The sequence below is a fragment of the Candidatus Nanosynbacter sp. TM7-076 genome, from assembly GCF_022828325.1.
Classification (GTDB): domain Bacteria; phylum Patescibacteriota; class Saccharimonadia; order Saccharimonadales; family Saccharimonadaceae; genus Nanosynbacter.
Genome location: NZ_JAJQJS010000004.1, coordinates 111,801 through 130,262, shown reverse-complemented (window position 1 = coordinate 130,262; position 18,462 = coordinate 111,801). Strand labels below are relative to the sequence as shown.

The 18,462-nt window shown below is 44.8% G+C and carries 20 protein-coding genes and 2 tRNA genes; 11 read left to right on the top strand and 11 right to left on the bottom strand.

All coding sequences use genetic code 11. From position 1 onward, the window contains the following. Positions 1-3: 3 nt before the first annotated feature. Genes LRM47_RS03895 through LRM47_RS03885 form a run of 3 tightly spaced genes read right to left on the bottom strand, consistent with a single transcriptional unit; the run spans position 4 to position 1,346 of the window. Positions 4-216, bottom strand: coding sequence for a H+-transporting ATPase (locus LRM47_RS03895; RefSeq protein WP_039327198.1), 213 nt, complete (start codon positions 214-216; stop codon positions 4-6). A 36-nt stretch (positions 217-252) separates the two neighbouring features. After that, positions 253-1,077 (bottom strand): F0F1 ATP synthase subunit A, encoded by an 825-nt coding sequence (gene atpB / locus LRM47_RS03890; protein WP_243822871.1) that lies wholly within the window; start codon positions 1,075-1,077, stop codon positions 253-255. A gap of 8 nt (positions 1,078-1,085) precedes the next feature. Beyond that, positions 1,086-1,346 carry a hypothetical protein gene (locus tag LRM47_RS03885; RefSeq protein ID WP_129743885.1) on the bottom strand — a complete coding sequence of 87 codons (261 nt, stop codon included), beginning with the start codon at positions 1,344-1,346 and terminating at the stop codon, positions 1,086-1,088. Between the two features lie 39 nt (positions 1,347-1,385). On the opposite strand from LRM47_RS03885, the gene LRM47_RS03880 reads away from it, so the two are divergent. Further along, a complete protein-coding gene (locus tag LRM47_RS03880; RefSeq protein ID WP_129743886.1) occupies positions 1,386-1,610 on the top strand; it encodes a hypothetical protein in 225 nt (74 codons plus the stop codon). Positions 1,611-1,658: 48 nt separating this feature from the next. Then, entirely contained in the window at positions 1,659-1,946 is a 288-nt protein-coding gene (locus tag LRM47_RS03875) for a glutaredoxin family protein (RefSeq protein ID WP_129632750.1), read from the top strand. Positions 1,947-1,995: 49 nt separating this feature from the next. On the opposite strand, the gene LRM47_RS03870 is transcribed toward LRM47_RS03875, so the two are convergent. After that, positions 1,996-3,654 carry an ABC-F family ATP-binding cassette domain-containing protein gene (locus LRM47_RS03870; RefSeq protein ID WP_243822870.1) on the bottom strand — a complete coding sequence of 553 codons (1,659 nt, stop codon included), beginning with the start codon at positions 3,652-3,654 and terminating at the stop codon, positions 1,996-1,998. A gap of 89 nt (positions 3,655-3,743) precedes the next feature. Between LRM47_RS03870 and smpB the strand changes: the two genes are divergently transcribed. Continuing rightward, on the top strand, positions 3,744-4,220 hold the full coding sequence (gene smpB, locus LRM47_RS03865; RefSeq protein ID WP_243822869.1) for an SsrA-binding protein SmpB: 477 nt from the start codon (positions 3,744-3,746) through the stop codon (positions 4,218-4,220). Positions 4,221-4,249: 29 nt separating this feature from the next. Here smpB and LRM47_RS03860 read toward each other — a convergent pair whose 3' ends face one another. Genes LRM47_RS03860 through LRM47_RS03850 form a run of 3 tightly spaced genes read right to left on the bottom strand, consistent with a single transcriptional unit; the run spans position 4,250 to position 7,423 of the window. After that, entirely contained in the window at positions 4,250-5,548 is a 1,299-nt protein-coding gene (locus LRM47_RS03860; RefSeq protein ID WP_243822868.1) for a glycosyltransferase, read from the bottom strand. Positions 5,549-5,567: 19 nt separating this feature from the next. Beyond that, complete coding sequence (locus tag LRM47_RS03855; RefSeq protein WP_243822867.1) at positions 5,568-6,593, bottom strand: glycosyltransferase; 1,026 nt, start codon at positions 6,591-6,593, stop codon at positions 5,568-5,570. A gap of 20 nt (positions 6,594-6,613) precedes the next feature. Next, positions 6,614-7,423: an alpha/beta fold hydrolase gene (locus tag LRM47_RS03850; protein WP_243822866.1), complete on the bottom strand. Its 810-nt coding sequence runs from the start codon at positions 7,421-7,423 to the stop codon at positions 6,614-6,616. Between the two features lie 30 nt (positions 7,424-7,453). Between LRM47_RS03850 and LRM47_RS03845 the strand changes: the two genes are divergently transcribed. Together LRM47_RS03845 and LRM47_RS03840 are read left to right on the top strand one after the other, a co-directional pair. After that, the gene (locus tag LRM47_RS03845; RefSeq protein ID WP_243822865.1) at positions 7,454-8,254 is read left to right on the top strand and encodes an exodeoxyribonuclease III; all 801 of its coding nucleotides are present in this window, start codon (positions 7,454-7,456) and stop codon (positions 8,252-8,254) included. 5 nt (positions 8,255-8,259) lie between these two features. Continuing rightward, the gene (locus LRM47_RS03840) at positions 8,260-9,045 is read left to right on the top strand and encodes a carbohydrate kinase family protein (protein ID WP_243822864.1); all 786 of its coding nucleotides are present in this window, start codon (positions 8,260-8,262) and stop codon (positions 9,043-9,045) included. 97 nt (positions 9,046-9,142) lie between these two features. Here LRM47_RS03840 and LRM47_RS03835 read toward each other — a convergent pair whose 3' ends face one another. Further along, on the bottom strand, positions 9,143-9,313 hold the full coding sequence (locus LRM47_RS03835) for a hypothetical protein (protein ID WP_165000220.1): 171 nt from the start codon (positions 9,311-9,313) through the stop codon (positions 9,143-9,145). Between the two features lie 202 nt (positions 9,314-9,515). Continuing rightward, positions 9,516-9,602: transfer RNA gene (locus tag LRM47_RS03830), tRNA-Leu, on the bottom strand. Between the two features lie 103 nt (positions 9,603-9,705). Between LRM47_RS03830 and LRM47_RS03825 the strand changes: the two genes are divergently transcribed. Next, positions 9,706-11,109, top strand: coding sequence for a sortase (locus LRM47_RS03825; protein ID WP_243822863.1), 1,404 nt, complete (start codon positions 9,706-9,708; stop codon positions 11,107-11,109). An 8-nt stretch (positions 11,110-11,117) separates the two neighbouring features. Here LRM47_RS03825 and LRM47_RS03820 read toward each other — a convergent pair whose 3' ends face one another. Continuing rightward, on the bottom strand, positions 11,118-12,614 hold the full coding sequence (locus tag LRM47_RS03820; protein ID WP_243822862.1) for a PEGA domain-containing protein: 1,497 nt from the start codon (positions 12,612-12,614) through the stop codon (positions 11,118-11,120). Positions 12,615-12,703: 89 nt separating this feature from the next. Between LRM47_RS03820 and LRM47_RS03815 the strand changes: the two genes are divergently transcribed. From LRM47_RS03815 to LRM47_RS03795, 5 genes are read left to right on the top strand one after another with little or no spacing between them, the layout of a single operon-like run. Then, positions 12,704-13,726 (top strand): DUF4367 domain-containing protein, encoded by a 1,023-nt coding sequence (locus LRM47_RS03815; RefSeq protein WP_243822861.1) that lies wholly within the window; start codon positions 12,704-12,706, stop codon positions 13,724-13,726. Between the two features lie 29 nt (positions 13,727-13,755). After that, positions 13,756-15,201 carry a glutamate--tRNA ligase gene (gene gltX, locus LRM47_RS03810; protein ID WP_243822860.1) on the top strand — a complete coding sequence of 482 codons (1,446 nt, stop codon included), beginning with the start codon at positions 13,756-13,758 and terminating at the stop codon, positions 15,199-15,201. A gap of 38 nt (positions 15,202-15,239) precedes the next feature. After that, positions 15,240-16,346 (top strand): DUF3048 domain-containing protein, encoded by a 1,107-nt coding sequence (locus tag LRM47_RS03805; RefSeq protein ID WP_243822859.1) that lies wholly within the window; start codon positions 15,240-15,242, stop codon positions 16,344-16,346. Beyond that, positions 16,337-17,863: a sensor histidine kinase gene (locus LRM47_RS03800; protein ID WP_243822858.1), complete on the top strand. Its 1,527-nt coding sequence runs from the start codon at positions 16,337-16,339 to the stop codon at positions 17,861-17,863. Before LRM47_RS03805 ends, LRM47_RS03800 begins: the two co-directional genes overlap by 10 nt. A gap of 8 nt (positions 17,864-17,871) precedes the next feature. After that, positions 17,872-18,252, top strand: coding sequence for a response regulator transcription factor (locus LRM47_RS03795; RefSeq protein WP_243777638.1), 381 nt, complete (start codon positions 17,872-17,874; stop codon positions 18,250-18,252). 112 nt (positions 18,253-18,364) lie between these two features. On the opposite strand, the gene LRM47_RS03790 is transcribed toward LRM47_RS03795, so the two are convergent. Continuing rightward, positions 18,365-18,439: transfer RNA gene (locus LRM47_RS03790), tRNA-Glu, on the bottom strand. Positions 18,440-18,462: the final 23 nt, after the last annotated feature.

Below are 18,462 nucleotides of genomic sequence, written 5' to 3'. Positions count from 1 at the left end.
AAACTACATAACTTTGCCGACGATTGCTGCGACGAAACCGATAATAGCAATAGCGTCGATGAATGAAATACCCAAGATCATCATTGTGCGTAGGTCGTTGATTTTTTCTGGGTTACGACCAGCGGCGTTCATAGCTGCTGCGCCAACGATTGCAGCGCCGATTGCAGCAAATGCAGCTGGGATTGCGTAGGTAAGTGCAAATGATAATGCTTCCATTGTTAATATTCTCCTTTTAGTTAATTATTACCTAATTTAATCACTCTCTGATATCGCTAATTTATTAGTTTCAACAGAGGAGTGAACTTCATCAATTGGCTCGTGCGAATCATGGTGAGCCAGCCCCAGAGAAATAAACACAGTTGATAGCATAAAGAAAATATACGCCTGAATACCGCCAATAAATAATTCAAAGAGATAGAACGGCTGCAGAGCCACAGGTGACAAAAACTTCGTCATGTAAGCGATGATTGCCAAGAGAATTTCGCCAGCTAAAACGTTACCAAACAGACGGAAACTCAGCCCCAGCATTCGCGAAAACTCAGCCACTAACTCCAAAATGCCGACAAATGACATAATTGGATCACGCAGCGGGTTGATGAAATATCGCCCCAAATTGCCCTTAAAGCCCAAATACTTAAACGCGTAAATCTGAGCCGCGACAATCGTTACAATTGCCAAGCCGAAAGTCATATTAAGATCCGCCACACCACCGCGGAATAGAGGAGTGTGATGCTCGCCAATTGTAATTGGACCAACGATCGGCAAAAGCCCCAGCCAGTACTGCGCGACGATAAAGAAAAACAACGTAATACAAAGCGGAGCAACCTTACGCGCCCATTTTTGGTCTGGAATGACTTGGCAAACCGTATTATAAAGTCCGTCGAACGTCCACTGAATTAGTCTTGTAATAAAATTATGCTTCTTTTTACCTAAAACCGCCGCACGAGTACGGAACATTACCCACAACAGTACGATCAATCCCAAGAATCCCATCAAGTGTGAATTCGTAATAGATACGCCAGCGACATTGAAAACTTCGTCAACCTTTACTGAAATATGCGGACCCGCGCTTGCCATATAATCGATCATTTTTTCAACTCCTGCTGTTTAATTTTAGCAATTTGCAAAGCTACGAGAATCACCGAGATAATCGCGCCAGAAATAATTCCAGCAAGCAACCACCTCATCTTCATTCCGCTGACATTATCCAGCCACAATCCCAACAAAGTCAAACCAATTGTCGGCAAAAACATTCGCCACATTGTACCAATCATCGTCCTTGCCAAAATCATCATCGCGCCAGAATCGCCTGTATCATTAGCCGAAATGTCAGTTTCTTTTACCATTACTTTCCACTATATCAATCTGTTATACTATTTTGCAAGATGCCACGACGAAATTATTCAAAAAATAGTCAAAAAACCCAAAAAACATCATTGATGTCAATTTCAGGACTGACTAATTGCCAGAAAAAACGTCGCTTCTCAACAGAGATAAAAGCGCGCCAAGCAGCAGAAATCCAAGAATTAGCGAACCCGAATTTGTCGATCGATATATATCACTGCGAATGGTGCAAAAATTGGCATTTGACATCGAAGAATTCTAAATAGACGTAACCGTTATGTTATAATTGGAAGTGTTATTAAATAGGGGAATATATGAGCGAAGACACAACGAACAACCATCAAGACACAAAAGTTGTCGTATACAACACTAGCTGGTGTGCGTTTTGCCACACGGAAATGGAATGGCTGAAGAAGCTGGGAATTGACTTTGTTTCCAAAGATATCGAGGCTGATCCTGGCGCAAAAGAGGAATTGCTAAATAAAAATGGCGGCAATTTCCAAGGCGTGCCAGTAACAGATATCAACGGGGAATTAGTGCTTGGTTTTGATCGACCGAAACTACAAGATTTGCTACGAAAAAACGGCTTGCTGTCCGACTAATTTTCTTAAAACGATTCAAGATTTTCCGTCAAATTCTGGCGGAAAATTTTTATTCTGTGCCAATTTGCACAACTTTTCCGCCAAGTTTTTCGCGGAAATAATTATCGTGGCTGACGTAAAGAATCGCGCCGGAATACTTGACCAACGCCGTTTCCAACTCTTCAATACTCGGCAAATCCAAGTGATTCGTCGGCTCGTCTAAAATCAGCAGCTGCGGGTCGTTCGCCAGCATGGCAATAATCTGAAAACGCGCCTTTTGACCGCCAGACAAGCGAGCCAGCGGCGTCATCCGATCAGCGTCCGTGAACAAATAGTCAGCCAAAAGTTGCCGAATTTTCGTATCAGAAATCGACAAATCACGACTCATATACAATTTTTCAATCGCTTTTTCTAGCGGATCAGACAAATATCGCTCGTCAATTTCTTGCTCATAAACACCAATTCGAACCTGCGGATCAAGGAAAATATCGCCAGAATAAAGAACAGGACCGCCGTCAAAACTCTTGCCCGACGCCAGAATCATCCGAATCAACGTAGTTTTACCGGCGCCATTGCGACCTCTAATTTCAATCGCTTCACCTTCGCGCAAATCAATATTCACATCTTCAAACAATATCCGCTCACCAATCCCAACCGCCACATTTTCCGCACGAACCAACACGTGCTGACTGCGACTGGATGCGTCTTTCATACTCAGGCGAATATTACGCGACTTGAACTTTCCGTAACGCTCGGCCGATTTATAATCCAATTGACCAACAGATTCTTTGTCAATCCAAAACGTCGGCTTTTCCATTTCTGACAATTCCTCCAGCTCCGCTCGCGCCTCATTTTCCAAGCGCTTAAACTTCTGAATCGTGCCAGGATTACGCGACTTTTCCTTAAGCCTTTGATAGTCCAAAACTTTTTGTTTCAGGTTAACAATTCGCTTCTCAATCTGCTCAAAATTGTTCATTCCAGCTGTCGTCGCTTGAGCGTTCTGCTTCAAGTACGCGTCGTAATTTCCGCGGTAACTCACGGCTTGACCATCTTTGATCTCAACTATTCGATCAACTTGCCCAAGTACATCACGATCATGCGTAATGATTAGCATCGCTTGATGCGGCTGCGAATTCATCCAATCAATAAACTGCTGTTTCGCCACATAATCCATGTGGTTTGTCGGCTCATCAATCAGCGCCAAATGCGCCTCCGAGTGCATAATTTTAACAATTTCCACCAGCCTTTTTTGACCGCCAGACAGGGAAGAAATCTTCCGATCACCAAAACCGTCTAATTGAAAATTGCTAAGCTCTCGTTCAATTTTTTCTTCAATTTGATAAAATCCTTTTTGGTCAAATCGCTCCAGAGCCTGTGTATATTCCTCAATTTTTCGCATATTATCGCCCATAGTCAGCGGATATTCATCGATAATTTTCTTTAGCTTGGAATATTCTGGAAGTCCGCTAAGAATATACGCCATGACCGTTTGATCACCCAAACCGTGATGCTCCTGAGCTGTAGTCGCAACCGTAATGCCACGGCGAAAAATAACCTCGCCAGTATAATCAGTGTCTTTTCCGCTCAATATTCCAAACAGCGTCGACTTGCCAACACCGTTACGACCAACCACACCAACTTTCTCGCCATCGTCCACACTGAACTTGACGTCTTTCATTAACGTCTTATCGCCAAAACTTTTCTCAGCAATGTGAATGTCGGCTATCATGCTTGAGATATTGTAACATAAGTCATATTTCAGCCGCACAAAACTAGCCTAAATATACTGTCGCGTTAAGTTTTGCTATAATATAATCCATGTCAAAGCCAAAAGCTAAAAAACCAGCCACACAGAACATTGTCAATCGTCGTGCACGGTTTGATTATGAACTTGGCGAAGAAATTGTAGCTGGCTTGGTTTTAACTGGAATGGAAGTACGAGCCGCCAGAGAAGGCCACGTCCAGCTTAAAGGCTCATTTGTTAGCTTAAGAAACGGCGAATTGTGGCTAAATAACGCCAGCTTTTCACTGCGATTAAACGTTCGCGGAGAAGCGAATAGTCGCTCAATCGATACTTCGGCGCGGAAATTGCTAGTCAGCAAAAAACAGCTAGCCAACTTCACCGAAGCAAAAAAACAGGGAATGACAATCGTCCCGACCAAATTGTTGACCAATGGAAAGTTTATTAAAGTTGTAATTGCGCTCGGAAAAGGTAAGAAAAATTACGACAAGCGCCAAACCATCAAACGCCGCGACCAAGATAGGGAAACTAAAAGACTTATCTCTAATAGATAGCCGCACCGATTACAAAATCAGCCTGAGATTTATTGATTTTCGCGCGCGTCAATTAGCTTTTGATAGAGCTTTTCAAGCTTCTTCACTTGGCTTCGCTCCGTAAACTTGTTGGCTAATTTTTTACTTTCAGTGCTAAATTCTGCTTGTTTTTTCGGACTTTTTAGAATTGCAATTACTTTTTCCGCTACACTTTCTGGATTATTTTCTGCAAAATAGCCGTTAACTCCGTCCTTCACGACCTCTGAGACTTCCTTGTCAATAATAACAATTGGCTTTCCGGCGTGAGCAGCTTCGTGAAGAACCCAGCCCTGCGTATCTTTAAGCGAAGGAAAAGTAAACACATTCATCACTTTATACGCCACGCCCAAATCTTCTCGTGGCATAGCGCCAGTAAATATAATCCTATCCGCAAAATCCGTCTCGGCTGCCATTTTTTCCAAAGTTTTTCGATATTCAAAATCACCGACAAACAGCAGCTTTGATTTCGGACGAGCTTCGGCAATAAACTCGCTAAACGCCTGAATCAAAATTGGCAAATTCTTTTCCTCGCCCAAGCGCCCCACAAAGCCAAACACTTCATCTTTTTCGTCAAGACCCCATTGTTCGCGGAACTCTGCGACTCGTTTAGCGCTCGCCCGCGGAAGAGCATTCACGCCGTTTGGCATTAAAGTAACATCGTAGGTGTAATCTTCGGTCTGCCAAGATTCCAATTGATCGCGGCTTTTACGTGACAGAGCAATCACCGCATCCGCCTTGCTGTATAAAATAGTTATGACGCGCTCAATAATATCTTTATTCCATTTCGTTACGCCATTACGCGGACGATATAATTTGGCAACTTCCAGCAAATCCTGCCCATTCAATTTTACCGACAACGGAAAAACCACTCCCGCCAACGCCAAAACTCCTGGCAAAACCGCAGGATAATGATCGACGAATTCATATAGATCCGTACAATGCTGAATAATCAAAGGAATATTATTTTTCTTCGCTGCCTTCACGCCCAATAGCCCAATTTGCGACGGCGTAAAAATATGAACAACGTCCAGATGCATATTGGCAATTTGACGCTGCACCACAGGAGGGAAGAACACCGACGTGTCGTAATCATCAAAGAACGCGCCCGTAATTGAGCGGAAACGAATTATTCGACTATTTTCATCTTCGTGAAGAAGTTCGGCTTGCTTGGACGGACTAATAGACTTTGCTGGGCAAAAAACATAGACCTCATGCCCCAAAGCTTCCAGCTCGCGCTTTAATGATTCAACAACGTAAACGATACCGTTAATGGACGGTCTGTAACTGTCCGTAAAAAGTCCTATCCTCATAATAGCCCCATTATACCATTTATATCAGCGATCGATAAAATTCGACTAATCGCTCGGCGCCAGCACTGCTGTCAAAACGCTCAGCAATTTTCTCAGCCGATTGACACTGCTGGCTATAAAATTTCTCATTTCGCCTCAGTTTATCTACTTGATTCACAAAGTCACCATCAGACGAAGCCATTACCGCCCCATCTCTAAATGTCGTGTCATAATCAGAAATATCTCGCAAGACAACAGGTAATCCTGCGGCAGCGGCCTCAACAACAACCAAACCGAAGGTTTCCTGCTCGCTCGGCAATACAAACACATCTGCCGCACGGTAATAGTCAGCAACCTCATCGAGCGGTATCACACCAGTAAATTTCAAATTCTTTGGCGGATTATTCATCATTCTTTGCATAGCACCACTCTCAGCCGCAATCACTCCAAACGGCACGCCGCCGACCCATACAAACTCCACATCAGGCATCTTTTCTGCCATATCAAAAAACACATCGATACGTTTACGTGGCTGCACTTGACCACTTCCAACGACCACAAAAGCATCATTGCTAATGCCAAGCTTTTGTCTAGCAGATTTCTTCTTCGCCGGTGAATTGGCATATTTTGCCGTATCTATAGTGTTATATAATATAGAAATTGGCTTCTTGACACCAATTTTTTCCAGTTCATTCTTTGTATAATCAGATACCGCTAAGACCAAATCAGCTTTATTGTAAAACCATCGTAAATACGCGCGAGCAAGTGGCTCTAGCAACTTCGCGCCCTTAATACTGCCTATAAAAGAAGCTGGTACAACATGAGCAGACACGACCTTCTTTCCGCCAGATTGACGCATTTTTTTCATCGAATACAGTCCAGTAGTTTGTACATGGACGATATCCGCGTCTAACCGCGCCTTATTCACCGCAATATCAATATCATCACGATCTTTAAGTGCATTTGTCATCTCTACAAAGGCCGTATGCACACCGTGACCCTGAACGGTGAATTCGCTCTCAGAAATCATATCAACAATTAGTTTTTTATCGTCTTTCTTACTCATACCTACAGTATAGCAAATAATTATTCCGCCAATATCAATTCGGCAACCAATTCTGGGCTATCCAACACCGACAAATGTCCCGTATCAAGCTCCACAAATTTATCAATTTTTACGCCATCGGCGGCGTTCACAGGAAGCGAAATCTTGTCCCGTCGCCCAACTATCAATCCCGTAAATTCGCGCTCAGAAATAATAATTTTATTGTCTCGAGAAATGTCCCGCGCAATTTTCGATTGCCCCAAATATTGCCACCGCGTTACTCGCGTATTTTTCGTCAGCCACCGTATCAAATCCACGACATTTTTTCGTCTATTATTCACCAAACACAGCCCACGGAACACCGAAAAGTAATAGTTCAAATAAATATATTGATTCATCCGACGAGTGCGGTAAAAGAACGACGAGGAAATTCTCGACATAACCGAAGTTTTCATCGGAGGGCTGATGTACCAAATTTTCTGGCATCGCATTTTATTTGCCGCCAAACATCCCAGCGAATGAGCAACAACCTCGTCAATTGACACGCCTTTACCGCCAAAAGCCGACATCAAATTCATCGCCCAATTTTCAACGTCGCTCATTTTCATATTTTTTATCAATTGACTTCTGCCGTGAGAAGGCAAGTCAACAAACACCAAATTCGCGTCATTTTTCAGATGATAAGCCAGCGGAATCATCCCGTGAAAATCGCCACCAATGCCGTGAATTAGCAAAATAGTTTTATTCGAGCCACCTTGATAAAAATAGCAAGCAGTTTTCACGCCTCTGACATCCATAAAGTCGCTTGATATTTCGCCCAAAAACTTATCGTACATTGGTAGCATATTCATTAAATTATATCATCACGGTATAATAAAATTATGAAGCTTTTCTCTTGGAACGTAAACGGCATTCGTGCAGTTATAAATAAGGGTGAATTCGCGAAGTTCATCGACACGTACAATCCAGATATTCTATGCCTACAAGAAACCAAAGCCACCAGAGATCAGGTTGAAATTGACCTACCGAATTATCACGAGCATTTCTATTCCGCCGCCAAAAAAGGTTACTCTGGCACGGCAATTTTCTCTAAAATCCCGCCCTTAAGCTGGCGTGACGGTTTTCCGCCGAACATCATTGAGCAATTTGACTTGACGGGTGACGAGTACGGCAATCCAGCTGACGAAGGACGAATTATTACCGCCGAGTTTGACGATTTTTGGGTTGTCAATTGCTACACTCCGAACTCAAAAGGGGATTTAAGTCGATTAGATTTGCGATATAAAAAATGGGACAAGGCGGTGTTGGCTTATCTGGAAGAATTGGAATTGTCAAAGCCAGTCCTTTATTGTGGCGATATGAACGTAGCGCATCAGGAAATTGACTTGGCAAATCCGAAACCTAACGTCGGCAAGCATGGCTTCACCGACGAAGAAAGGGAAGGTTTTCAGAACTATTTGGACGCTGGGTTTATCGACACTTTCCGGGCAGCTTTCCCCGAAAAAACTGGCGCGTACAGTTGGTGGACACACTGGGCGAATGCCAGGGCGCGAAATGTTGGTTGGCGGATTGACTATTGGCTAGCGTCGCGTGAAATCGCAAATCGCGTTACTAATCCGCAAATTTATCCAGAACAAATGGGCAGCGATCATTGTCCGGTGAGCATTGAGGTAAATCTATAATGGATATGAAATTTTGGCAAAAACAAGAGCCAGGGAAACCGCTTTTTCCAGATGTCGAATGGAATAAGCCAGAACGACGCGACCAAGCGGGAAAATTAGGAATTATCGGCGGCAACAAATTAGGCTTTTTGGCGGTGGCAGAAAGTTACCAAGAATCCCTTAAAACTGGCGTGGGCGAGGCTCGCGTTTTACTGCCTGACGCCTTGAAAAAAAATGTTCCCGCGAATATGACAGACGTTTTATTCGCGCCGACAAACCAATCAGGAAGCCTGGCAAACGAAGCGCTCACTGAAACTTTGGCACTGGAAAGATGGGCGGACGTATTGCTATTATGCGGCGACGCTGGACGGAATAGTCAAACGGCAATCGTCTACGAAGAATTGATCAAAAAGTCAGAAATTCCCGTCGTGCTGACGCGAGATGCGATTGACCTTGTACAAAATAGTTTTCAGGAAATTCTGGACAATCCGCACGTGGTTTTCATAGCAAGTCTGGCGCAAGTCCAAAAAATATTCCGCGCAATTTTTTATCCAAAAATGATTACGTTCAGCATTCAATTGTCGCAACTCGTCGAAGCGCTTCACAAATTCACCATCACATATCCCGTAGCCATTTGCGTTTTTCATGCCGACAATTTAATAATCGCCCACAGCGGAGAAGTCGTCACCCAAAAATGGGACGCACCAATGGCAATTTGGCGGGGAACCGTCGGTGCCCGCGCCGCAAGCTACTTGATTTGGTCGCCGAAAGCGCCGCTAGCAGCAATCAGCACCGCTATTTGCAAAATGTAGCCTCGCATAAATATCCGCTTGACATTACGTACAATTAGTTGTATCATACTATCAAGCTTTCACCCATGACTTGTCAAAGGGTGAAAGTAGCCCTTGGTTATGAGTAAAGCACTTCTCGAGAGGAAGTGAGTGCCGTGAAGATTGGACCTCTAATCATCATGGTTACAGCATTAGTGGCGGTCGTCGCCCTTTCCGCCGCAATCGGAGCGGCAGCTGGGATGCTAATCGCATTCCTGCTTGCCGCAGACATGTCCTCCGCGGCGCCCATTGGGGCGTTGGCCGGAGGCTTCGCTAGCCTTATGTTCCTGCTTAACGCTAAAGAGAACGGAGGGAAAGGGCTGTCGTAAAAAGCCCGCAGAGAAGACAGCTCGCCTGGAAGGCTACAAAGCCTCGGTAGCGCCTTTCTGCGGGCTGTTTTCTTTGCATAAAAAAATCGCCCAAAATGGACGATTATCACCTGAAGCTGCCTCTGGTACCGCGGGCCGGACTTGAACCGGCACGAGCTATTGCTCACCAGATTTTGAGTCTAGCGCGTCTACCAATTCCGCCACCGCGGCACAAGAGAACGCTCCAAGCTACCGTATTATTGTAACACAACCAGCGATTTCTCACAAGCACGACTTTTATTTGATATCAATTTGACGTATAATGAAATAAGTTATGTATCCGACGGATGATCAATCAAACGGTCGAGTGGGCATGCCGGTATCAGATCAGCGCCGATCTCTCACGCCGCCAACTCGCGATTCAGCAGCCTCACGAAATGCCGCTGCTGATGTTATTCGTGGGCAACTTGACGCTATTTATTCCAGAACAGAAGAACAGAATCCAGCGCCAGAAAAACCTCAGCCGCAACCATTTTCCGCTCAATTGCAATCAAAACCCGAAGTCAGGTCAGAACAGCTCAAGGCACAAATATCCAAACCTCAGCAAATTCCAACAGCACCACAGCCAGAGCTGAAAAAAGACACCGTCAATCACGCTATGCGGACGGCGCCAATTGCCCAAACCCAGATTCAGCCAGAGCCGCAAATTAGCAATTCCGCTCCCGCAAACCAAACCGCTCAAACTCAAAATTCAGCCATTCACACTCAAGTTTCAGCCGACCAATGGAAGCAATACCACAGCGCTTGGCAGAAATATTATCAGATGTATTACGAGCGTTACTACGCGGGCGACATCGCGGCAAAAAACCGTGAAATTTCTCGATTGACGAAGGAAAGTCAGACTGTCACGCCAGTAGTCAGCGAAGACGAGCCTCTGGACCCACAAAAAGCAGCCATAAAAGAACTCCGCAGTCAGATTCAGCAAAAGGTTCGCGACTCCGCAAATAAAGTGAAAAAATCCCGACATTTTGTTCCGGCGATTGCTGGATTGTCGGTGCTATTAGTCTTCATGTTTTTGCAATATAACCGCGTTATTTTCGGCGCGGTCGCAGCTTACACAACACCTGGCGCAATTAACCCACAAAACATCATCGTTGACGCCTCCACTGACGTAACCGTCGGACCTGAACCTAGGATTATCATCCCAAAGATTAACGTTGACGCGCCAGTTATTTACGGCGCCGCCAGCGACACAAAATCGCAATCAAAAGCCATGGAGAAGGGAGTAGCTCACTTTTCAATTCCTGGCGCTAGTGCCGTGCCAGGCGAAGTCGGAAATGCCGTATTTGCCGCGCACTCCAGCAACGACGCTTTTGCTGGTGGCGATTATAAATTCGTCTTCGCTCAGAATGAAAAGCTAGTCAAGGGCGATATTATTTACATGAATTACAACGGGAAACGCTACACTTATAAAATAACATCAACAGAAGTTGTTATGCCGACCGAAGTTTCAAAAGTTCAGATTAACACGGATAAACCAATGCTAACACTTGTAAGCTGTGTGCCTTTAGGAACTGCAGAGAAACGACTTCTTATCTTCGCAGAACAAATCAACCCAGACCCAAGCAAAGCCACTGCGACGTCAGAATCCAGCTCAAATCAGCAGCAAAGCAACAACTCAAATATCCCAGGAAAACCCGAGCCGACTTTGCTTGAGAAATTATTCGGCGGTCGATAAATTATCTATTAATTGAACAACCCAATCGAACCATTGTCCATATTCATTTTACTCAGGACAATTTTTCCAGAAGCGTTGGTCGTCAATCCGTAAACGTATCGCTGATTCGAGGACAAAACAGAATCCAAACCAGGCTTAACGTCTATCAACGTATGAGCGTTCGTGCCGTCAAACTCACGAATCTCCATTTTTCCCGACGCAGAAACGCTACGAATATAGAAATTGTCAAGCCACTTCACTTCCTGTGCCATACCGATATTAAACGCGCTAGACAATTCTTTACGCTCCAAATCATAAGTCTGCAATGTCGCACCGCTTTGCGCCACGATAAATCGCCCAGCATTGTCCATCGTCACGCTCGTAATCGCATTATCAGTCTTAATAATCTTTGCTGTTTTTAAGAACTCTTTTTGGCGATCCTTAGAATCTGAAATCTCACCTCTATAAATTGTCATATTTTTACCATCGGTCAAAACCACCGTGTCTTTATTGAAATAGCGAGAAATTCGAATTACTGGGGTAGAATCAGTAGCAAAAGTGCCAATCACAAACGGCTCTTTCCAATCTCGTTTCCAAATTCCTGCCACTTTTTTACCGTCAACAACAGCCGCGTAGGACAAACGGTCGTCGCCGTAAAGCTTGAAAGATTCGACGCCAGTCAAGATTGGGCTAGAAATTGTCGAGCTATCAAGGTCAACTCGCCTCAATTCGCCAGTTTCCTGCAAAGTGTAAACCGTGTGCGCGCCAGTTCCCGCAAAGCCAATTTGCTTAATTCCAAAACCGGTCATCGCCGTTACGTCGGTAATTTTCTCTGGATTTTCTCTATCAAAAACCAACCACTGCACGTTAGTAGTATTATTTTCCGCTGGATACGAATGTTTCACTAGCGCATAACGAGAATCGCGGTCCCACTCCGACACGGTAAACGTATGATTGTCAGAAGACAGGGAATAGCCAGACAGAACGCTTGTGCTTAATGCATGTTCCGTGAACTTTTCCTTATCTTTGTTTGTGTCGCGAATATCGCCAATTGTCAAAATCGGAGTTTTATCTTTAACACCAAATCCCATCAAGAAATTACCAGCTGGCGACAGAGAAACGGATTGTAATGAGTCGAACGTTTTTACTTCGGTAGTTTCGCGTTTTGTCGGAATCAATCTGGCGTAATTCAAATTCGTAACAGTATCAGATTTGATATTTAGCGTTTTTTGCCACGGTTCGTATTTATCCAATTTCATCGAAAAAGTGTGCTTGCCAGGAAGAACGGTGCTTTTCGTCGGAGTGCGGCGCAGCTCCATATCGTCAACATAAACCAGCGCTCCGCCAGGATGTGATTCGTATTGGACAAGTCCAGTTTGTTGCAATTCTTTCGTGTTTGGATCAAACGTATAGCCGAGCATCCTAAACGTCAAAAACGTAAGAAGAATTATAAGTGATAATGTCATCAGCGTGTACACAAAGGTCCGCCGCGCGAGCTCTTTAGTGCGATTCTTTTTCTGGTACATAATTACGAAAATTATAACATATTTTTACACTTGAAAAAACCTTAGGCGATTTGTACTATAATATATAGGAATAAACATTAGGGGGATTAATGGCAAGTAAAAACTACGTAGTTATCAATGGACGAGCTTACAATACCATTACCGGAATGGTGATGGATGATATTAAGATTGAAAAATCTGAAATAGAAAAAGAACAATCAATCAGTAGGCGCGGCACATCTGTGTCAAATATTCACGCCGCACACGTTCAGAAATCCAGCACATTGAATCGTCGGCACGTTAAAATGCCGCAGCGCACGCCATTGGCCGCCAAACCCCAGAAAGCTCGCGTCGACGTGAAGCAACATGTCGCCGTGAAGAAGTTTTCTACGCCAATTGTCAGCAAGCCAGCTCCTCAGAAAATTGCAATTAACCGCCCAGCCGAAACTCACCCCGTTACTCGTCGCGCTCAACAAAGACCTCTTAGTGTGGATACTAAATTGCGAAAAGAACGCCAGCCTCTGGCCATGAATAATAATCCGCTTGTCGCCGTCGCTCCGCAAAAAATAGAAAAGCCAGTCGCAAAAACCGCTCATCAATTGAAAAACGAAGCAATTGAGAAAGCTTTGTCGAATGAGATTATCAGCAATAAAAAAGCACGTCGACGCCAGAAAAAGGGCGGTGCATTACGTTGGTTGAATACGTTTTCTGTTGGATTTGCAGTGATGCTACTCGGTGGCTATTTAACATACCTGAGTATGCCAAATATCTCCATAAAAATGGCAGCCGTTCAATCAGGAATTGATGCCAAATACCCAGGTTACAAGCCAGACGGCTACGCCCTAAACGGCCCTATCAAATTCAAATCAGGCGAAGTCTCTATGAAATATGCCTACGCCGACGGAAGCTCAGGGTACACCATAACTCAGCAAAAAAGCGGCTGGAATTCGTCAGCAGTGAAAGAATTCTTCTCTGAAAAGCACAAGAATCCAAACACCACGATGATTGACGGATTGACAATTTACAGTGGCGGGAAAGAAGCGGCTTGGGTAAACGGCGGAATCCTATATCAAATCAGCGGCGACGCAAACCTCTCAAGTAGCCAAATTGAAAAAATTGCCACTAGTCTGTAACTCATCAGATAACGTGCTATAATTTACTCATGACTATTAGAACTCGTTTTGCGCCAAGTCCGACTGGCTATATTCACTTAGGCAACGTTCGCACCGCGCTATACACATACCTTGTTGCCAGAGCACATCAGGGAGATTTCATCTTACGCATTGAAGATACAGACCAAGCTCGGTTCGTCGAAGGCGCGGAAGAAATGATTCTGGAAACCTTAAATTGGCTAGGGCTAAATTGGGATGAAGGACCAATTCTTAACAATCCAAAAGAAGAGTCTGGCAATTTTGGTCCATATCACCAAACAGATCGCCGCGACATTTACATAAAGTGGGCAAAGAAAATGATTAGCGAAGGGCTAGCTTACGCCGATCCGTACACGCCTGAAGAAGTGCAAGTTTTCCGCGACAAAGCCAAGGCTGAAAAACGAGCATTTTTATATCGCGACCATCGTCCAGAAAATCCGCCAGAGTGGCGACTTGGAATGCCGCTGCGCTTCAAAGTTCCGGAAATTAAGCGATATTCTTGGAAGGACGCCGTTATGGGCGAGTTGTCGGCTGGCCCAGAAGCTTTGGATGATTTCATTCTGATCAAAGCGGACGGACTACCAACTTACAATTTTGCGCACATCATTGACGATTTCGAAATGCAAGTCACGCACGTGATTCGTGGCTCGGAATATATTGCCAGTACGCCTAAATATCTCTCGCTTTACGAAGCGCTTAAAATTACGCCGCCGATTCTGGCGCACGTGCCACACATTATGGCACCATCGGGAAATAAAAAACTTGGCAAGCGTGACGGCGCTAAAAGCGTAACCGAATATCGATCAGAGGGAATTTTGCCAGAAGCGATGCTTAATTTCTTAGCGCAACTTGGCTGGAATGACGGCACGGAGCAGGAAATTTTCAGTAAAGCCGAACTGATTGAAAAGTTCTCACTCGACCGCGTTCAAAAATCTGGCGCGAGATTTGACGAACAGCGACTCATTTGGCTGAATGGTCAATGGATCCGATCGCTTAGCCTGGACGATCTTTATTCTCGCTGCCAACCGTTCTGGGGTGAAGAAGCCAAAAACGCCGACGAATCGTATAAAAAGCGCGTTCTGGAATTGGCGCAAGATCGCTTAAAGACACTGCAAGATTTGCCAAAATTAACAAGCTATTTCTTCGTCGAGCCTGAAATTGACACAGAATTAATTGACGGAAACAAGCAACTTCGCAAATTGACCGACGACGAACGACGAGATTTACTGACAATTGCGCGCCAAGAATTCGAGAAAATTACAGATTGGACGCCAGAAACAATTCAGAATTGCCTTAACCAATTACTAGAAACGACAGGGCAGAAGCCGGGGATTTTGTTTAGTCTGGTGAGAATTGTGACAACGTGGGCGCCGTTTAGTCCGCAGCTTAACGACACACTGGCGCTAATTGGCAAGAAAAAAACTCTGCAAAGAATCGATAATTATCTACAAAAATAGTTTATTCGTGCGCCGAAAATGCTATACTAAGCATAAGCATGAATGTTGAAAAAATAGATAAATCAGGACAAAAAAAGAACGCTCGCTGGGAGTCGTTCAAAGAATGGGTAAAAAAGCATATTCTGGCGATTGTGCTCGTGGTGAGCGCGATGGTTATTGCTGGAGTTTTCATAATTGCAATTCACTCCATAAAATACGAGCAGACCGCTAGCGTGGAACTGAAATTGCCAACTAAAAAACCCGCGCCGAAGAAGTTTTATTCGCCATTGACTGGAATGGAAATCGCGAGCGAAGCCGCCGCGAAGTTGCCTGTAACTGGCGTGATGATCGAGAATAGTCCAGCCGCCAGACCGCAGTCAGGACTGAAGAAAGCTGGCGTGGTTTATGAAGCTGTAGCGGAAGGCGGAATTACTAGGTTTTTGGCTCTGTACCAGGGAGAAAAGCCGGCGCTAATTGGTCCAGTTCGAAGCTTAAGATTATACTATTTGAGCTGGGCGGCGCCGTATCAAGCATCAATAGCGCACGTTGGCGGAAGCCCCAACGCTTTATCTCAATTCAGAAACGGCAATTATCGCGACATCGACCAGTTCTTTAACGACGGATCATATTGGCGATCTCGCGACCGCTACGCGCCGCACAACGTCTACACCTCAGGAGAGAAGCTTGACCAATTGAACAGCGCAAAAGGCTATAACAATTCCAAATTCACCAGCTTCGCGCGAGCAGACGGCAAGCCAGTCGAATCACCAAACGCCACATCTGTAAGCATAAACCTCAGCGGCTCACTCTACAATACCTCATACGCTTACGACAAGGCGTCGAATTCTTACCTCAGGAGCATGGCTGGCGCGCCACATGCCGATAGGGAAGATGGGCAAATTGCCCCAAATACCGTTGTGGCTATGGAAGTGGGCGTTGAAGCTCGGGCTCAAAATTACGATGGCTACGAAGACGTCAAAACGACAGGATCCGGCAAAGCTTACATTTTCCAAAACGGCACAGTCGCCACTGCCACTTGGTCAAAAGCGGACATAAATTCGCCGCTTAAATTGACAGACGAATCTGGAAAAGACATTGCCTTAAATCGTGGACAAACATGGATTGCAGCCTTCACGCCAGGAAGGGGAAGTGTTTCATGGCAATAGATCCAGCATCTAAAACCTTGCGCGAGTACAAACAATATTATTACCGAAAAGTCATATTAGTCCTATTGTCAGCGAGCGCCTGCATCATATTAGGACTGGGAATTACACTCCACTTCACGGCAATTTCTATATTCCAGATAAATTTTTGGATTATCATTTTAATTACCGCCATCTTGCAAATCCTATTTTCAATTTCTATCGTTAAAATTATCACCGCTCCGCTTAATAAAATTCTGGCGGCACTTTCTCATAAAATTGGCGAACCAACCACCGACACTCCGCCAAATCCTAACGATAAACGCTACGAAAAAACTGGATTTAAGACGGCGCTTCAGGCAATTTATGGCGATTATCAGCCAGAGCAAAAACCAACTAGCGACAACGACAAGCCAAAAATCCCGCTCACTCAGGCCCTAAATCAAGCCAGCACCGGCGTAGTAATTCTTAATTCCAATCAGAAGATTATCTTCGCCAATTCCGCCGCCCCGATTTCCAGGAACGCAAAAGGCGAGGATTTTCTGGCGCTTGATTTTCTAAACGAACCGAGCATTTCCGATTGGCTTCACGAAATCTCCAATGAGAAAATTAAAGCTGAGCGCCGTTGGCAGCGCATTAGCACAGACCCTGACATCATCCAAAAAACGCGGATTTTTGATATCGTGGTTTCATTCGAGAAAGGCGCCGCCGCCGAAACTGTCATTTTTCTTATCGACAAGTCTGAAGGATATTTGCCAGAAGAAGAGGACCTCAATTTCATCTCATTTGCCGCCCACGAACTTCGCGGACCGATTACAGTTATTCGTGGATATCTGGACATTATCAATGAAGAGTTTGCTGGACGCTTGCAGGGCGATGAAAGGCAACTTCTTGATAGGTTGGTCGTTTCGTCCAATCGCTTGTCTAGCTACATCGACAATATTCTTAACGTCGCTAGATATGATAGGCACCACTTGAAGGTTTATCTGTTGGAAGACACTGTCGCTAATATTTACGCCTCGATTGCTGATGATATGCAGCTTCGCGCCTCGACTCAACACAGAATGCTCAGCGTAAATATTCCAGACGACCTCCCAACCGTAGCCGCTGACCACGGAAGCATCGGGGAAGTGATTGGTAATCTAATTGACAATGCCATCAAATACAGTTTTGAGGGCGGGTCCGTAACCGTTTCCGCAGAGAAAAAAGGCGACTTCGTGGAAGTGTCCGTCGCCGATAATGGAATTGGGATGCCGGCGAACGTCGTGGACAATTTGTTCCACAAGTTCTATCGATCACACCGATCACGCGAGGCTGTGGCTGGGACGGGAATCGGGCTTTACATCTGCAAAGCTTTTGTCGAATCTCACGGTGGCTCGATAATCGCTCGATCCCGCGAAAACGAAGGCTCGGTATTCTCGTTCACTTTGCCAATTTATGCTACAGTTAAAGATAAATTGCTAGAAGACGGGCAGCTGAATAATCAATTGATACGAAAGGGCGGCGGCTGGATAAAAAATCACGCTATGTATAAGGGCTAGGAGGAATTATGATAAAGACAATTTTATGCGTGGAAGATGACCGTTTTATTGGCGAAATGTACGTCAGGAGTCTGCAAAAAGCGGGATATGACGTGACGTGGGTGGTTGACGGGAATGACGGGCTAGTGGCAGCGCGCAACCAGAACTTTGACTTGATAATCTTAGATTTGATGCTACCAGAGCAACGCGGCGACCAGATTTTAGACGCGCTGAGAAACAACAATGTCGATTTGGTTCCGAATAGTAAGATTTTAATTATGACCAATTTTGAGCAGGACGAGGCTTCGCGTAAATCTGTCATGAGTCGTGTTGACGGATATCTAATTAAGGCTGACATTACGCCGCGGAATTTGATAGATGTCGTCAAACAGATGAGTAGTGATAACTAAATATTTTGACATGACGAAAAATGAAGCTTAGGATATTCACACAGAATATCTGAACTGTAAATGATTCAAGACAATAAAAAAGAGCCTCTTACGGACTCTAAAATGACATTCTTGGTGACCCCACCGGGAATCGAACCCGGGTTGCCAGGATGAGAACCTGGTGTCCTAACCGCTAGACGATAGGGCCGTAACTCCATGGATTATACCATG

Bases quoted from the DNA above. Each gene is read 5' to 3' on its own strand.
- atpB (WP_243822871.1), bottom strand. From the start codon at position 1,077: ATGGCAAGCGCGGGTCCGCATATTTCAGTAAAGGTTGACGAAGTTTTC.
- LRM47_RS03850 (WP_243822866.1), bottom strand. From the start codon at position 7,423: ATGAATATGCTACCAATGTACGATAAGTTTTTGGGCGAAATATCAAGC.
- LRM47_RS03895 (WP_039327198.1), bottom strand. From the start codon at position 216: ATGGAAGCATTATCATTTGCACTTACCTACGCAATCCCAGCTGCATTT.
- LRM47_RS03860 (WP_243822868.1), bottom strand. From the start codon at position 5,548: ATGAGGATAGGACTTTTTACGGACAGTTACAGACCGTCCATTAACGGT.
- LRM47_RS03840 (WP_243822864.1), top strand. From the start codon at position 8,260: ATGAAATTTTGGCAAAAACAAGAGCCAGGGAAACCGCTTTTTCCAGAT.
- LRM47_RS03815 (WP_243822861.1), top strand. From the start codon at position 12,704: ATGGCAAGTAAAAACTACGTAGTTATCAATGGACGAGCTTACAATACC.
- LRM47_RS03855 (WP_243822867.1), bottom strand. From the start codon at position 6,593: ATGAGTAAGAAAGACGATAAAAAACTAATTGTTGATATGATTTCTGAG.
- gltX (WP_243822860.1), top strand. From the start codon at position 13,756: ATGACTATTAGAACTCGTTTTGCGCCAAGTCCGACTGGCTATATTCAC.
- LRM47_RS03870 (WP_243822870.1), bottom strand. From the start codon at position 3,654: ATGATAGCCGACATTCACATTGCTGAGAAAAGTTTTGGCGATAAGACG.
- smpB (WP_243822869.1), top strand. From the start codon at position 3,744: ATGTCAAAGCCAAAAGCTAAAAAACCAGCCACACAGAACATTGTCAAT.
- LRM47_RS03835 (WP_165000220.1), bottom strand. From the start codon at position 9,313: ATGGGCGCCGCGGAGGACATGTCTGCGGCAAGCAGGAATGCGATTAGC.
- LRM47_RS03880 (WP_129743886.1), top strand. From the start codon at position 1,386: ATGCCACGACGAAATTATTCAAAAAATAGTCAAAAAACCCAAAAAACA.
- LRM47_RS03845 (WP_243822865.1), top strand. From the start codon at position 7,454: ATGAAGCTTTTCTCTTGGAACGTAAACGGCATTCGTGCAGTTATAAAT.
- LRM47_RS03820 (WP_243822862.1), bottom strand. From the start codon at position 12,614: ATGTACCAGAAAAAGAATCGCACTAAAGAGCTCGCGCGGCGGACCTTT.
- LRM47_RS03875 (WP_129632750.1), top strand. From the start codon at position 1,659: ATGAGCGAAGACACAACGAACAACCATCAAGACACAAAAGTTGTCGTA.
- LRM47_RS03800 (WP_243822858.1), top strand. From the start codon at position 16,337: ATGGCAATAGATCCAGCATCTAAAACCTTGCGCGAGTACAAACAATAT.
- LRM47_RS03885 (WP_129743885.1), bottom strand. From the start codon at position 1,346: ATGGTAAAAGAAACTGACATTTCGGCTAATGATACAGGCGATTCTGGC.
- LRM47_RS03805 (WP_243822859.1), top strand. From the start codon at position 15,240: ATGAATGTTGAAAAAATAGATAAATCAGGACAAAAAAAGAACGCTCGC.
- LRM47_RS03825 (WP_243822863.1), top strand. From the start codon at position 9,706: ATGTATCCGACGGATGATCAATCAAACGGTCGAGTGGGCATGCCGGTA.
- LRM47_RS03795 (WP_243777638.1), top strand. From the start codon at position 17,872: ATGATAAAGACAATTTTATGCGTGGAAGATGACCGTTTTATTGGCGAA.